This window comes from Myxococcus sp. AS-1-15, assembly GCF_020037055.1.
GTDB classification, from domain to species: Bacteria; Myxococcota; Myxococcia; order Myxococcales; family Myxococcaceae; genus Myxococcus; species Myxococcus fulvus.
Map to the genome: position 1 here is coordinate 212015 of NZ_JAIQDF010000007.1, position 16096 is coordinate 228110.

The following is a 16096-nucleotide window of genomic DNA, read 5'->3' on the forward strand; positions in this document are numbered from 1 at the left end:
ACGGAGTCCTGCCAGCCCACTCATTCACGAAATACGCGCGTAACAAGTCAGGCATGTACGCGGGGTGGAAGTCTTCAGCGGGCTCGAAGTGGCCAGGGCTTGACCCGTTTTCCTCGGCTGTGCGACAGAACCGTACCGCCATGCCCAGTGCGCCCACCTCGAATCCGAACGCTCCCGAACGCTGGTTTCCTTCCCGCAAGCCCCTGCCGGACGCTCGGCTGAGGCTGTTCGCCCTGCCCTTCGCGGGCGGCAGCGCCTCCATCTACAGCGGCTGGCAGGGTGGCCTGCCACCGGGCGTGGAGCTGTGCGCGGTGCAGCTGCCCGGCCGCGAGCGGCGGTTGATGGAGAAGCCCTTCGACAGCCTGCCCGCGCTGGTGGACACGCTGCTGCCGGTGCTGGCGCCGCTGCTCGACAAGCCCTTCGCCTTCTTCGGCTACAGCATGGGCTCGCGCATCTCCCTGGAGCTCACCCGGCGGCTGCAGGCGCGCAACGGCCCCATGCCCCGCGGGCTGGTGCTGGCTGCGTCCGGCGCCCCGCGCGAGTCGGACCGCAAGCCCATCCACCACCTGCCGCAGGAGCAGTTCATCGAGGAGCTGCGCCGCTACGACGGCACGCCGGAGGAGATCCTCCAGCACCGCGAGCTCCTGGAGCTGCTGGTGCCCACGCTGCGCGCGGACTTCGCGCTCGCGTGGTGGGAGAACGGCGTCTCCCCCGTGAAGCTCGACGTGCCCATCTCGGTCATGGGCGGCACCACGGACAAGCACGTGTCGCTCGCCCGGCTGGAGACGTGGCGCGAGGAGACGCGCAGCCCGGACTTCCGCATCCGTCACTTCGACGGCGGGCACTTCTTCCTGCGCGCGCAGCAGGCCGCGCTGCTCGCCGCGCTGGGCGAGGACCTCACCCGGTGGATGTCGACCCCAGCGTGAGGCCCCGCGCCGCCTCGAACCGGGGCGGCGCATCCGACGCCAGCGGGACGGTGAACTGCCAGCGCACACGGAACGGCTGGTCCCACGGCCGGCGCATCGCCACCGCGGCCTGGTGACGCGCCGAGGGCCGCAGCTGCATGAAGCGCCAGGTCTGGGGCGTGTCCTTCATCCGCGCATCGAACGAGATGCGCGGCTCCTTGCCCGCCTCCAGGTGGAAGGCGAACTGGTCCAGCGGCAGGGACAGGCCCGCGCCCCGGGCCTTGATGTAGGACTCCTTGAGCGTCCAGTACTCGAAGAAGCGGCCGCGCTGCTCGCCCTCGGGCAGGGCCTTGAGCGCGGCGACCTCGGGCGCGGCGAAGAAGCTGTCGGCGATCTCCACCGTCTCGCCCTTGCGCTCCGCGTCCTCCACGTCCGCGCCCAGCTCCGCGTCCAGCCCCACCGCCACCAGCGCCATGCCGTCGGTGTGGGACAGGTTGAAGCGCAGCCGGGCGCCGTGCTCGCCGCGAATCTCCGGCCGCCCGTAGGCGTTGGTCGAGAAGCTCCACGCCGTGGGCGGCACCGGCGCGTAGCGCGACAGCGTCAGGCGCACCAGCGCGTGACTCACCAGGTACTGCTTCTGGTGGCGCTCGAAGCGGAAGCGCTGCTGCTTCTCGCGCTCGGCCGAGTCCAACAGGCCCCAGTACGCGTCCAGGAGGTGCCGCTCCAGGATGCGCTCGGGCTCGACAATCCACACGTGGACTTCGTCCGGACCCAGTTCCAGCGGCGCGACAGTCGACATGCGCCTGCTCTACCACGCCCACCCCACCCCCGCGTAGGCTCCCCAGGTTCCAGGCCGGCCTCGCGCCGGACGGGGGGAGCCACATGGATCCACGCGCCGCGACGAAGAAGCTGGAGACCCTGCGCACGCTCATGGCCGGTCACACCGACGCCAGCGAGGAGCGCCGCATCCTGGACCTGCTCGGTGACGCGACGCCCGCCGAGCTGAACTACCTGTTGGCCAACGTCGACCTGGAGTCGCTCCTGGGCGATCTGGACGACCGGGTCTTCGGCCCGGACCACCACACCGTCCTCATGAAGCTGCTGTGCCGGGAGCGGGCGCAGGAGCTGGCGCTGCCCGTGCGCGCCAGCCTGGTGACGGCCATCCAGAGGGGCGGCACGCCCTACACCGCCGAGCAGTGCATCAAGGATTTGTTCCTCGGCGTGCGGGGCCGCGATCTGACGGCGTTCAAGAACCTGCTCGACGCCGGCAACAACCACCAGGACCTGGAGAAGCTGCTCTTCGACGACGTGGACAACGTGGCGCTGCGCGAGGAGATCCTCGGCCACATCCAGCACGAGGCCCGCCTGGCGCCCAGCGGCGAGAGCAAGGTGCTCAGCGACATCGACGACACCTTCTACGCCAACCTCAAGGACAGCCGGTACCCGCCCAAGACGGTGTACCCGGGCGTGCTCGCCTTCTACGCGGAGCTGGACCGGGGGCCGGGCATCATCCCCGGACGCGAGGGCGACCTCACCTTCGTCACCGCGCGCCCCATGGACCCGCTGGGCGCGGTGGAGAACCTGACGTTCGACAGCCTGCGCAAGCACGGCGTTCCACCGCACGTGGTGCTGTCCGGCAGCCTCACGCACCTCCTGGGCAACTCGCGCATCGCCACGAAGAAGTTCGACAACTTCCTGCGCTACCTGCGCTGCTTCCCCGAGTACAGCTTCGTCTTCGTGGGCGACAGCGGCCAGGGCGACGTGGAGTTCGGAGACAGGATGCTGAAGCACGCGCCGGAGGCGGTGCACGCCGTCTTCATCCACGACGTGGTGGACACGCCTGAGACGACGCGGCGGGCGTGGCGCGACAAGCGCATCCACTTCTTCGACACCTACGTGGGCGCGGCGGTGGACGCGTTCGCGGTGGGCCTCATCTCCCGGGATGGCCTGGCCCGCGTGGCGCTCGCGGCGCGCGAGTCCATGGAGGGCATCGCCTTCACCTCCGCGGCCCAGCGCGACGCGCGCAAGACGGAGCTGTTGCGCGACCTGCAACGCGCGGATGCCTTGACGTCGCCCTCGCCGCCCGCGGCGCACTGACGTCCCGAGGGAGCGTCGGCTGGCGGAAGCGCCCCTCGACGCGGGGGCGGGCCGGCTGACCTGTTCCGGACGGCCGCTGGGGCGCGCGCTCGCGCCGGTGGGCAATCCCCTTCCACCGTCCCTGGGGGCAGTTGGCGCGGGCCCCCGCGTCGCCAACTTTCCCACCGCTCCCTCATGGGGGCCGAGGGGCGGAGCGCCCCCCGTGGCGAGGGAGGGTGGCGTGATGGGGGGCGGGGTCTGATGGAGCTCTTTCCCATCCACCTGCTGTTCATCGTCGTGCTGATGAACCGCTACATCCTGGGGCCGTTCCTGCGCCGCGTGCGGGGCCGGAGCATCGACCAGGTGGACGAGTCGTACCGGCCGCGGGTCGCCATCGTCATCCCCCTCTTCAACGAGGGCCAGGGCATCTTCCAGGCCGTCCGCAGCCTGCTGGAGCAGGACTATCCCCGCGAGCTGCTGCAGATCGTCGTGGTGGACGACTGCTCCAAGGATGACAGCTACGCGTGGGCGATGAAGGCCGCCGAGGGCCACCCCAACGTGCTCGTGATGCGCAACCCCGAGAACCTGGGCAAGCGCAAGGGCATCAACCGGGGCGTGAAGGCCGCGGTGGACGCGGAGATCATCGTCTCGGTGGACTCGGACGTCATCGTGGACCGCGCCGCCGTGCGCCACCTGGTGCGCCGCTTCACGCACTCGCGCATCGCCGCGGTGGGCGGCCGCACCTACGTGACGAACCGACACCAGAACTGGCTGACGCGCATGGTGGAGATCAAGTTCCACTTCGCCCAGCAGTGGCTCAAGGACCTGGAGCGCAGCTTCCGACAGGTGATGTGCCTGTCGGGCTGCCTCACCGCGTACCGCCGCGACGTGCTGCTGGAGCTGGAGCCCATCCTGGAGGCGCGCGCCATCGCGGGCGTGCCCATCAAGTACGGCGAGGACCGCTTCCTCACGCGGCAGATCGTCAAACACGACTACGAGACGGTCTACACGCTGGACGCGTTCTGCTTCACCGCCGCGCCGGCGACGCTCGCGGGCTACTTCTCCCAGCAGCTGCGGTGGCGGCGCTCCAACCTGGTGGACCTGCTGGGCGGCCTGTCCCATGCGTGGCGGCTGCACCCGGTCATCACCATCCACTACGTGTCGCAGCTCGCGCTGCTGCTCGCCTACCCCGTCGTCATCGTCCACAACGTCCTGACGGGTGAGTTCATGGACATCCTCGCGTTCCACTTCCTGGTCATCGGCCTCTTGGGAATCATCTACCGGCTGGAGACGCGGCACCTGCCGGAGGAGCGACGGGTGCATGGGGCGTGCTTCCTGCCCATGGCCCTCTTGATGCCGGTGACGTACGCGCTGTTCACGCCGCTGGCGCTGCTGACCCTGGACTCCGGCAGCTGGGAGACGCGGGGCAGTCCCAGCGCCGCGCCGGCCCCCAGTCCCGCGGCCAACCGCGGCGAGCTTCCGACCGACCCCGCTGGTGAGGGCTCTCCATGAACCAACGCGTCGCCAATCGCATCAACGCCGTGGCCGTCTCGCTCTACAAGATGATGGGCTCGGTGTTGCTGGGCCTCATCCTCACGGCCCTCATCTCGTTCCTGTCGGTGCAGGGCTTCTTCCTCTTGAGCCACTCCTGGGCGACGCCGACGGTGATATCGCCCACCGACCCGCAGATCCTCACGCTCAACACCCAGCTCGCCGCGCAGACGTCGTCCCGGGACCATGTGCTCGCGGAGAAGCGCGCGGTGGAGAACCGGATGACGGACGCGCAGCGCACCGTGGCCGCGGAGCGCTCGTTCCAGCAGCGCTTCCTGGTCGCCCTGCGCGGCGAGCGCGCCTCCAAGGACCGCACGGCCAGGCGCCTGGCCACGCTGCGCCGCGAGTACCAGGAGGCGCGCAAGGAGATCCTCGAGTCCAACCGCGCCTACGCGGGCCTGTCCCGCGCGCGCACGGATGCGCTGTATGGCGCACGGCTCCTGCAGCAGGAAGACAAGCTCACCCTCAACCACCACCTGGCGCAGCTGGCGCAGAGCAACCTGTCGCTGGCGCAGACGACGGTGGACCTGGAGACGCGGGTGGAGGGCATCCACCGTGAGATCGCGGGGCTGACGGCGGTGCAGGACGGCACGCCGGACGGGATGACGTCGGACGTGCTGCTGCTGGAGCGGGAGTACACGCACTCGATGCTGGAGCAGGCGCGCGCGGAGGCGACGCTGCGCAGCCTGGAGCACGACGCGAAGGCGCTCGACGACGTGGCCCAGCGTTATGAGGCGCTCATCGCGTCGCTCAAGGCCTCGCCGTACCTGCGCGCCATCGAGAAGGACCTGACGGTGGCCTTCGTGCCGTACGAGAACCTGGGCAACGCGGCGGAGGGCGCGCCCCTGTTCGCCTGCGCCCTGAAGGTCGTCTGGTGCCGCGAGGTGGGCGTGGTGGGGCGGGTGCTGGAGGGCGAGGTCTCCATCAAGCACCCCATCCGTCAGCACCTGCTGCGCGGGGTGATGGTGGAGCTGAAGCTCACGGACGCCGCGTCGGCCCGGGAGGACCTGCTGCACCTGGGCCGCGCGCCCCTGGTGCTGTGAGCCGCGCGCCCATGACGACACGGTGGAGAAGTCCCATGCGGAAGAGCCTGACTTGCGGCGCGCTGCTGTTGCTCGCCGCGCGAACTCCCGTCTCCTGGGCCCAGTCGACGCCCGAGGCCACCACGCTGGAGGCTCGCTTGGAGGAGCGCTCCGCGGGCTACTGCGACTGGGTCCAGGGGATGGGTGACGCGGAGGCCGCGCTGGAGCTGGCGCCGGAGGTGTTCGGGAGCTTCGGCGCGGTGAACACCGGCGAGGCCGAGGGCGGCACCGCCCTGGGCAAGCCCAAGCTGCGCGTCACTGCGGGCCTGAGCTACGACTTCGTGGGCCTGTACCGCGGACGCACCATCCACCGGCGCGCGGCGGCGGAGTGCCGACGCTACCAGGCGCTCTCGTCGCTCCAGGCGGCGGTGCGCCAGGGCTCGGGGCTGGGCGAGGACTCGGCGCTGGAGGCCCGTGCCCGTGTCCTCCAGGACGCCCTGCCCCGCGCGGAGGCGCTCGTCACCGCGCTGCGCGACGACCTCAAGCAAGGCCGCGCGACGCTCGAGGAGCTCAACGCCGTCCAGGTGCGGCTGGACCACCTGCGCTCGCTGAGCACGGACACGGCGCTGGCGCGGGAGCGGCTGGCCGCCCGTCCCGCCTTCGCCCGGGGGCAGCGGCTGGAGACCCTGCTGGAGGAGCTCCGGGCGGCCGATGACGCGGTGGAGTCCGCCGCCGGTGGCCTGCGTCGAGCCCGCGCCTGGCAGCTCAGCGTGCGCGGCGGGTACGACGAGGTCTTCGACGTGGACCAGGACGTGCCGCTCTTCGGGCAGGTCATGCTCACGTACGATCTGGGCCACCTGTGGCAGGGCAAGGCGAACGCCCGCGCGCGCGACGGCCGCCGCCGCGCGACGCTGCATGACGTGGAGGGGATGGACCAGCAGGTCTCCGAGCTGTTGGTGGAGCTGCGCTCCCGGCACAGGACGGAGGAGGCCCGGCTGCGCGAGGTCTCCGCGCTGGTGACGGACCTGGAGGGCCAGTTGCGCGACGTGGAGGCGCTGCAGACGCGAGAGATTCGCCGCTTCCGGGACTACCTCCTGTTGGAGCTGGCGAGGCTTCGCGCCGAGCAGGCCTACCTGACGGCCCATGTGGAGGCGCTCACCTCGTTCCTCGGGAACACCCAGCCCTGAGGCGGACCCGCGCGCGCACGTGGCTCCTGGTGACCTGCCTGGGGTCAGGAGCCCTCGCGGCCGCGCCCAGGACGGCGGACAGGCCCTTGCCACCGAGCCAGCTGAAGGTGACGGAGGGGGCGACCCGGCGGCGGCCCGACGGCCGGCTCGACGTGGACGGCGCGCGGCTGCGAGCCATCCTCCCGGGCTCCGACTCCTCGCGGGCCGAGCTGCGCTTCACGCCCCACGCCCCGTCCGAGGAGCAGCGCGCGTTGCAGTCCGGAGCACCGCGCCAGCAGGTGGGCCTCAAGCTGCGCGCCCTGGATGGCTGCAACGTGGTGTACGTGATGTGGCGCTTCACGCCGAAGCCCGGCCTCGTCGTCAACTACAAGCGCAACCCGGACCTGCACCGCAGCGCCGACTGCGGGAACTCAGGCTATGTCACCGTGCGCCCCACCCGCCGTGTCGCGCTCGGCGCGCCCGCCTGGGGACGAGAGCACGTGCTGCGCGTCGAGCTCACCCGCCCCACCTTGCGCGTCTGGGCCGATGACACCCTGGCGTGGGAGGGAGCGCTGCCTGCCGAGGCCTTCTCCTTCGATGGCCCGGTGGGGCTCCGCTCGGACAACGTGCGCCTGACGCTCCAGCTCCGCGTCCCGCCTCCGTAGGCCCCGCGTCGACATTGACCCTGCCGACGCGTGCCAGCGGATCCGCTGCTGCGCGTGTCGACACGACGCGTGATTTCTCTCGCCGCGAAACAGCAATCCCAGACATCCACCCTCCGCGCGCTCGCGGCCCCGCTGAAACACGCTCGTCCGGATTCCAGAATCTGGATCCAGCTCCCAGACAGACACTTCGAGCGTGTGTTTCACGCGGCCTCGAAAACCGACAACCCAGCCGTGAATCCTGTGTTTCACGCTGGCACCCCGGTTGCTTTTTCGACGGTCCGTGACAGAGCGAGCCACCCCCGCCTCCGAGCCGTCCCCCCGGCGAGCCATAGCTGACTGGGATTCCATGCCCCCCGGCGATTCCCGGGCTCGTGGCGTCCAGCGCCAGGTCGTCGCGGACCTCGCTCATCGGTCCCCTCCTCCCGCCCCTTCAGGTACCCCCACCATGACCACGACCTCCACTCGCGGCGCCGCGTCGCGAAGGCGCTGGGTGCTGCCGCTGCTGATGACCGCCTTCGCGGGCCAGGCGCAGGCGGCGCCGGTGCTTCGCCACACGGCGGACCAGCGCGGCGACCTGCTGATGGTGGGCAACACGCTCGCCCACGACTGCGCCCCCAACGTCCCCGGGCCGGTGGTGGGAACCGTCGGGAACTGCGGCTCGAACACCTCCGATGACGCGGTGGATGTCTATTGGACCCTCCAGTCGGGCGTGGCCCAGGCGAACACCTCGGTGACGGCCACGCAGGCGCGCAGCCGGGCGGCGCTGGTGATTCCCCCGGGCGCGGTGGTGACGTACGCGCGCCTGTACTGGGCCGCGCACCTGTCCACCAGCACCAACGCCCGGACGCCGGACACCACCGCCGAGTTCGGCCGGCCCGGCGTCTTCACGCAGATGCTGACGGCGGATGTCTCGCACAGCTACGCGCCGAGCGGCCGCTACATCTACGAGTCCTCCGCGGACGTCACCACCCTGGTCGCCACGAACGGCTCGGGCGTCTACGAGGTGAGCGACGTCGACTCCGCGCCCCTCGCCAGCGTCAACAGCACGGACACGTTCAGCGCCTGGGCGCTGGTGGTGTTCTACCGCCACCCGGACTCGCCCATCCGCAACCTGACCTTGTTCGACGGCATGGACTACGTCAGCAATGGCAACCCCCAGACGGTGACGCTGTCTGGCTTCAACGTGCCGAGCTCGGGCTTCGACGCCAAGCTGGGCGTGCTGGCCTTCGAGGGCGACGCGACGCGCACCGGCGACCAGTTCCGCGTCAACGGCAGCAACATCTCCGACGGCGCCAACCCGGTGAACAACTTCTTCAACAGCACGCGCTCGGTGCTCGGCACGCCCGCGAGCCACGCCGACGACCTGCCCCGGCTGACGGGCGCGTCGGCGAGCATGTCCGGCGTGGACATGGACGTGGTGGACATCACCAACCACGTCTCCGGTGGCGCCACGTCGATGACCGTCACGGCGACGTCCTCGGGTGACTCGTACATCCTCGGCGCCTTCGCGACGTCCATCGCCACGCTGCGCCCGGACTTCACCAACACGTACAAGACGGCCACGGCGGTGAACCCGCGTGCGGACGGCTCGCTGCGCGGCGGCGACCTCATCGACTACACCATCGTCACCACGAACACCGGTGACGACGTCAGCATCGAGACCGTCCTCCAGGATCCGCTCCCCGCCCAGCTCGCCTATGTCCCGGGCTCGCTCGAAGTCCTCACCGGCCCCAACGCGGGCCCCCTCACCGACATCCAGGGTGACGACGTGGGCGAGGTCAGCCCCACGGGGGTCATCACCGTGCGGCTGGGCACGGGCGCGACGAGCACGCTGGGTGGCAGCCTGCAGCTCAACCAGAGCACCAGCATCCGCTTCCGCGCCGTGGTGACCCCCGCGGCCTCCGGCGTCATCGCCAACCAGGCCACCATCACGGCTCAGGGCGAGCGCGGCGCGCCGGCCAGCTCCGCGAGCAGCTCCCCCTCCCCCAGCACCACCGGCCCGACCAACATCGTCGTGTCCGTGCCGCCCGCGCCCGTCGTGACGGCGCCCTCGAACGGGAGCACCCTGGGGACGAACCAGCCCGGGTTCACCGGCACGGCCGAGCCCGGCAGCACCGTCAGCGTGGTGATTGGGGGCGCGGTCGTCTGCACCGCTCCGGCCCACCCCACCACGGGCGCCTGGTCCTGCGCGAGCAGCGCGCTCCCCGACGGCGCGCACACCGCCACGGTGACCACGAGCGACCCGGCCGGCAACACCAGCCCCGCCACCACGGTGAGCTTCACCACCGACACCGCCGCGCCCGACACGAGCCTCCTCACCGGCCCCGTGGGCACGGTGGCGGCGCCGGGCGCGAGCTTCACCTTCGACTCCAACGAGAGCGGCGTGACGTATGAGTGCAGCCTGGACGGCGCGGCCTTCACGGCCTGCACCTCGCCCACCAGCTACACGGGGCTCGCCCAGGGCTCCCACACGTTCCAGGTGAGGGCCCGGGATGCGGCCGGCAACGTGGACCCGACGCCCGCCAGTCGCACCTGGGTGGTGGACACCGTGGCGCCGGATACGACCATCGTCAGCGGCCCGAGCGGCCTGACGAACAGCGCGAGCGCGACGTTCGACTTCAACTCCAACGAGCTCGCGGTGACGTACCAGTGCTCGCTGGACGGGGCCCCCTTCGCGGCGTGCACCGACCCGGTGACCTTCCCTGGCCTGTCTCAGGGCAGCCACACCTTGCAGGTGCGGGCGGTGGACGCCGCCGGCAACCTCGACGCCACGCCCGCCAGCCGGACCTGGACCGTGGACACCGTGGCGCCGGACACCAGCATCACCTCGGGCCCGACGGGGACGACCAACTCGAACAGCGCCACGTTCACCTTCACCTCCACGGAGTCGCCCGCCCTCTTCGAGTGCAGCCTGGACGGTGGGACCTTCGCCGCATGCACCACGCCCGCGACCTTCAACAACCTGTCCCAGGGCAACCACACGTTGGCGGTCCGCGCGCGTGACAGCGCGGGCAACGTGGATGGAACGCCGGCCACGCGCACGTGGACGGTGGACACCGTGGCGCCCGAGACGACCATCGTCAGCGGCCCATCCGGGACGACGGCCTCCACCGAGGCGACGTTCGACTTCGACTCCAACGAGAGCGGCGTGACGTACGAGTGCGCGCTCGATGGTGCGACCTTCACCGGCTGCACGGACCCGATGACGTACACGGGGCTGTCGCAGGGCAGCCACACCTTGCGGGTCCGCGCGCGCGACAGCGCCGGCAACGTGGACGCGACGCCAGCCACCCGCACGTGGACCGTCGACACGGTGGCCCCCGACACGTCCTTCGCGAGCACGCCCCCGGCCGTGTCCAACTCGGCGGTGGCCCACTTCCAGTTGAGCTCCAACGAGAGCGGCGTGAGCTACGAGTGCCGCCTGGACGGCGCGGTGATGTTCACCGCGTGCTCCGCCTCGCAGAGCTTCCCTGCCCTCGCGCAGGGCAGCCACACGCTGGAGGTCCGCGCCGTGGATGCCGCGGGCAACGTGGACCCCACGCCCGCCGTCTACACGTGGACCATCGACACCACCGCGCCGGACACCACCCTCTCGGGCGGCCCGACGGGGACGACCTCGGACACCGGCGCGACGTTCACCCTCACCTCCACCGAGAGCCCGCAGACGTTCCAGTGCTCGCTCGACGGGGCACCGTTCACCGCGTGCACCAGCCCGACGTCGCTCTCGAACCTGGCGGATGGCTCGCACACCTTCGCGGTTCGCGCCGTGGATGCCGCGGGCAACGTGGACCTGACGCCGGCCACACGCACGTGGACGGTGGACACCCTCGCGCCGGACACGACCATCCTCAGCGGCCCGCCGAGCCCCTCCGCTTCGGCGGACGCCGGGTTCACCTTCAGCGCCACCGAGACGCCGGTGACGTTCGAGTGCTCGCTCGACGGTGGGACGTTCGCCACCTGCGCCGCCTCGCAGTCCTTCCCCGGCCTCTCGGACGGCGCGCACACTCTTGCGGTCCGCGCGCGCGACACCGCGGGCAACGTGGACCTGACGCCCGCGACGTACGCGTGGACGGTGGACACCACCGCGCCGGACACGAGCATCGTCAGCGGGCCCTCCGGCCTGACGAACAGCGACAGCGCGACCTTCGGCTTCGACAGCACGGAGTCCGGCGTCACCTTCGAGTGCTCGCTGAACGGCGCCACGTACGTCGCCTGCTCGAACCCCGTGACGTTCGACGACCTGTCCCAGGGCAGCCACACGCTCACCGTGCGCACCCGTGACAGCGCGGGCAACGTGGACCCGACGCCGGCCACCCGCACGTGGACCGTCGACACCGTGGCGCCCACCACGACGTTCACCAGCACCCCGCCCTCCATCACCAACGCCACCTCCGCCACCTTCGGCTTCGGCAGCGACACGGACCCGGTGACGTATGAGTGCTCACTGGACGGCGCGACGTTCATCACCTGCTCGAACCCCCGAACCTTTACGGGCCTCTCGGAAGGCAGCCACACCCTGGCGGTCCGCGCTCGCGACACGGCGGGCAACGTGGACGCCTCGCCCGCGACGTACACCTGGACCGTGGACACGACGGCGCCGGATGCGCCCGTCATCGACACGCCCGCGAACGGCGTCGTGGTGCCCACGCAGCGCCCGGTCATCTCCGGCACAGGGACGGCGGGCACGCTGGTGACGGTGAGCGTGGATGGCATCGCCCTGGGCACCGCGCCCGTGGATGCCCAGGGCCGCTGGACGTACACCCCCGCCGTGGACCTGGGCCAGGGGCTCCATACGGCCACGGCGACGGCCACCGATGCCGCGGGCAACGTGAGTGACGACAGCGCGCCCTCCGAGTTCACCGTGGACACGGTGGCTCCCGACGCCCCGGTCATCGCCACGCCGGCGGACGGCACCACCATCGCCACCGCGACGCCCGTCTACTCCGGCACCGCCGAGCCCTTCGCTCAGGTGACGGTGGAGGTGGACGGGGACGTGATTGGCACGGTGACGGCGAACATCGACGGCGAGTGGAGCCTGCCCAGCCCGACCGCGCTGAGCGAAGGTCCCCACACGATGGAGGCCACCGCGACGGACTCCGCGGGCAACACCAGCGGGACGGCGTCCAACGGGTTCGACATCGATTTGTCCACGCCGGAGACCTTCATCGACTCCGGCCCCGCGGCCTTCACGCGCGAGACCGCGGCCACCTTCGCGCTCCGCATGGAGAACGGCGGCGTCTCCTTCGAGTGCAGCCTGGATGGAGCGGCCTTCACGCCCTGCACCAGCCCGCTGAGCATCACCGGCCTCTCCGAGGCCACCCACGTCCTCGCGGTCCGCGCCGTCAACGCCCTGGGCACGGCGGACCCGTCGCCCGCGACGTACACGTGGACGGTGGACCTGCAGGCGCCCTCGGCTCCTGTCGTCGTCTCGCCGGCGAATGGCGGCACGGTGGGCACCGCGACGCCCACCATCACTGGCACGGCCGCGTCGGACAGTCAGGTCTACCTGGAGGTGAACGGCGCCACCTACGGCCCCATCTCCGTGACGTCGTCCGGCACGTGGACCTTCACCTTCTCCACCGCGCAGCCCGAAGGCCCCCTCACGCTCACGGCCGTCGCGGTGGACGCCGCGGGCAACACCTCCGATGCGACGTCCCACGGCTTCACCATCGACCTGACGCCGCCGGAGACGTTCATCGAGTCCGGACCGGACGCGCTCACCCGTGAGACTTCTGCCACCTTCGAGCTGCGCTCCGAGGGGGGCGCGGTCGGCTACGAGTGCAGCCTGGATGGCGCGGCCTATGTGGCCTGCACCTCACCCGTGAGCTACTCGGGGCTCGCGGACGGTGAGCACCAGCTCCGCGTGCGCGCGGTGGACGCGGTGGGCAACATGGACGCGACGCCCGCGACCCACACCTGGACGGTGGACACCACTGCGCCGGACACGCTCATCGTGTCCGGTCCGGACTCGCCCACCCGCGCCGTGGAGGCCTCATTCGAGCTCGCCGCCAGCGAGCCGGGCTCCACCTTCGAGTGCAGCGTGGACGGCGCGACGTACGTCGCCTGCACCAGCCCGGCCCTGTTCGAGGGCTTCGCCGAGGGCGAGCACACCCTGACGGTGCGCGCGGTGGACGCCGCGGGCAACGTGGACCCCACGCCCGCCGAGTACACGTGGACGGTGGACCTGACGCCGCCGGCCGCTCCGCTCATCGCGTCGCCCGCCCAGGGCGCGGTGCTGGATGACGGCGTCGTGACGCTCACGGGCACGGCCACGGACGCGACGTCGGTGATGGTGACGGTGGGAGGGACGACCTACGGTCCCATCCCCGTGAATGGCGCCGGTGGGTGGACCTTCACGCCGCCCGTGACGCTGGGCGACGGCACGTACACGGCGGTCGTCACCGCCACGGATGCCGCGGGAAACACCAGCGAGCCGACGAGCGTCACCTTCGCGGTGGACACGACGGCACCGGACACGGCCATCGACAGCGGTCCCGAGGCCCTGACGAACGTGGCCTCCGCGTCCTTCGTCTTCTCCTCGAACGAGTCGCCGGTGACCTTCGAGTGCAGCCTGGACGGCGCGGCCTTCCTCGCGTGCTCCGCCCAGGCGACGTTCGACAGCCTCGCGGACGGCGCGCACACCCTCGCTGTGCGCGCGGTGGACGCGGCGGGCAACGCGGACGCGACGCCCGCGGAGCACTCGTGGACGGTGGATACCCAGGCGCCCGCCGTGGACATCGACACGCCGGCGGATGGCTCGGTGTCGAGCGTCGCGACGGTGACGTATTCGGGCACGGCGGAGCCGGGCAGCACCGTCACCGTGACGGTGGACGGCACGGTGCTGGGCACCTTCGAGGTGGATGGCTCGGGTATGTGGACGCTGACGGGGAGCACGCCGCTCGGCGAGGGCTCGCACACCGTCTCCGTCAGCGCGACGGACGAGGCGGGCAACACCAGCACACCCGTCGTCCACACCTTCACCGTGGATGCCGAGCCGCCGCAGACGGCGTTCACCCAGACGCCGCCCACGTTGACGCGTCAGTCCTCGGCCACCTTCGGCTTCAGCTCGGACGAGTCCCCGGTGACGTACGAGTGCAGCCTGGACGGCGCTCCCTTCGGCGAGTGCCAGAACCCCTCCGAGCTGACGGACCTGACCGACGGCGAGCACACGCTGGAGGTCCGCGCGAAGGATGAGGACGGCAACGTGGACCCGACGCCCGCCTCGTACACGTGGACGGTGGACACCCAGGCGCCGGACACGCGCATCGTCAGTGGTCCGCCGCTCACGGAGGCGCCCGCCGACGCCACGTTCGTCTTCGAGTCCACCGAGCCCGGCTCCACCTTCGAGTGCAGCCTGGACGGCGCGGCCTGGACGCCGTGCACCAATCCCGCGGCCTTCACGAACCTGGCGCTCGGGACACACACCCTGGAGGTGCGCGCGGTGGACGCCGCGGGCAACGTGGATGGCTCGCCGGCCTCCTACGCGTGGGTCATCACGGCCGACTCGGATGGTGACGGACTGACGGACGCGGAGGAGCTCGCGCTCGGCACGGACCCGAACCACGCCGACACCGACGGCGACGGTCTGCCGGACGGCATCGAGGTGAAGGTCGCGGGCACGGACCCGCTCGATGACGACACGGATGACGACGGTCTCCTGGATGGCAACGAGGACGCCAACCACAACGGCCTCGTCGATGACGGCGAGACGGACCCGAAGAAGGCGGACACGGACGGCGACGGGCTGACGGATGGCCTGGAGCTGGGCCTCACCGAGCCGCAGGGCACCGACACGGACCCGGCGCGCTTCACGCCGGACGCGGACCCTTCGACGAAGACGGACCCGCTCAACCCCGACACGGATGGCGGCGGCGTGCGCGACGGCATCGAGGACGCGAACCACAACGGCCGCGTCGACGCCGGCGAGACGGACCCGCTCTTCGCCCCCGACGACGTGGACTCCGACATGGACGGCATCGATGACGCGACCGAGATTGCGCTGGGCCTCGACCCGCGCAACGCGGACTCCGACTCCGACGGAGTGCCGGATGGCGTGGATGGCATCACCGACACGGACGGGGACGGCCTCATCGACGCGTTGGACCCGGACAGCGACAACGACGGCGTGCTGGACGGCACGGAGCTGGGCGTGACGCGCGAGACGGCGCACCCGCACACGGACCAGACCTCGCCGAACTTCCGTCCGGACGAGGACCCGAGCACCACCACCGACCCGAAGAACCCGGACACGGATGGCGACGGGCTGACGGATGGCGAGGAGGACGCCAATCACAACGGCCGCGTCGACGCGCGGGAGACGGACCCGAACAACCCCGACACGGATGGTGACGGCCTGCCCGACGGCATCGAGGTGAAGGGCGAGAACCCCACGGATCCGCTCAATCCGGACACGGACGGGGATGGCCTGCCGGACGGCGAGGAGGACGCGAACCACAACGGCCGCGTCGACCCGGGCGAGACGGACCCGAACAACCCCGACACGGATGGGGGCGGCGCCAGTGACGGCGTGGAGGTCGCAGACGGCTCGAACCCGCTGGACGGCAATGATGACTTCCTCATCGCCGGAGGCGGCTGCAGCACCGGCGGCGCGGCCACGCTCGCGCCGCTGGCCCTGCTGCTCCTCTCCCTGCCGCTGCGTCGCCGGGCGCGTCGCGACGGATGAGCCACCGAGGGCTCCGGCGGCCATGCGC

General features: G+C 71.2%; 8 protein-coding genes. 7 read left to right on the forward strand and 1 reads right to left on the reverse strand.

The window, feature by feature from the left end; translation table 11 throughout:
• Positions 1-140 precede the first annotated feature (140 nt).
• A complete protein-coding gene (locus tag K8625_RS20640; RefSeq protein ID WP_223747394.1) occupies positions 141-926 on the forward strand; it encodes a thioesterase II family protein in 786 nt (261 codons plus the stop codon).
• Here the strand turns inward: K8625_RS20640 and K8625_RS20645 are convergent.
• Positions 898-1704 (reverse strand): 4'-phosphopantetheinyl transferase superfamily protein, encoded by an 807-nt coding sequence (locus K8625_RS20645; protein WP_223783665.1) that lies wholly within the window; start codon positions 1702-1704, stop codon positions 898-900. The two genes, K8625_RS20640 and K8625_RS20645, sit on opposite strands and share 29 nt — an antisense overlap.
• An 83-nt stretch (positions 1705-1787) precedes the next feature.
• On the opposite strand from K8625_RS20645, the gene K8625_RS20650 reads away from it, so the two are divergent.
• From K8625_RS20650 to K8625_RS20675, 6 genes are all read left to right on the forward strand, one after another.
• Positions 1788-3002, forward strand: coding sequence for a phosphatase domain-containing protein (locus K8625_RS20650; protein ID WP_223783666.1), 1215 nt, complete (start codon positions 1788-1790; stop codon positions 3000-3002).
• Between the two features lie 240 nt (positions 3003-3242).
• Positions 3243-4493 (forward strand): glycosyltransferase family 2 protein, encoded by a 1251-nt coding sequence (locus K8625_RS20655; protein ID WP_141328034.1) that lies wholly within the window; start codon positions 3243-3245, stop codon positions 4491-4493.
• Positions 4490-5575, forward strand: a complete 1086-nt coding sequence (locus K8625_RS20660; RefSeq protein WP_223747391.1) for a hypothetical protein — start codon at positions 4490-4492, stop codon at positions 5573-5575. Before K8625_RS20655 ends, K8625_RS20660 begins: the two co-directional genes overlap by 4 nt.
• Before the next feature lie 35 nt (positions 5576-5610).
• Positions 5611-6741 (forward strand): hypothetical protein, encoded by a 1131-nt coding sequence (locus tag K8625_RS44195; protein ID WP_305070654.1) that lies wholly within the window; start codon positions 5611-5613, stop codon positions 6739-6741.
• Positions 6742-6827: 86 nt separating this feature from the next.
• Entirely contained in the window at positions 6828-7385 is a 558-nt protein-coding gene (locus K8625_RS20670; protein ID WP_223783667.1) for a hypothetical protein, read from the forward strand.
• A gap of 445 nt (positions 7386-7830) precedes the next feature.
• A complete protein-coding gene (locus K8625_RS20675) occupies positions 7831-16068 on the forward strand; it encodes an Ig-like domain-containing protein (protein WP_223783668.1) in 8238 nt (2745 codons plus the stop codon).
• Positions 16069-16096 lie beyond the last annotated feature (28 nt).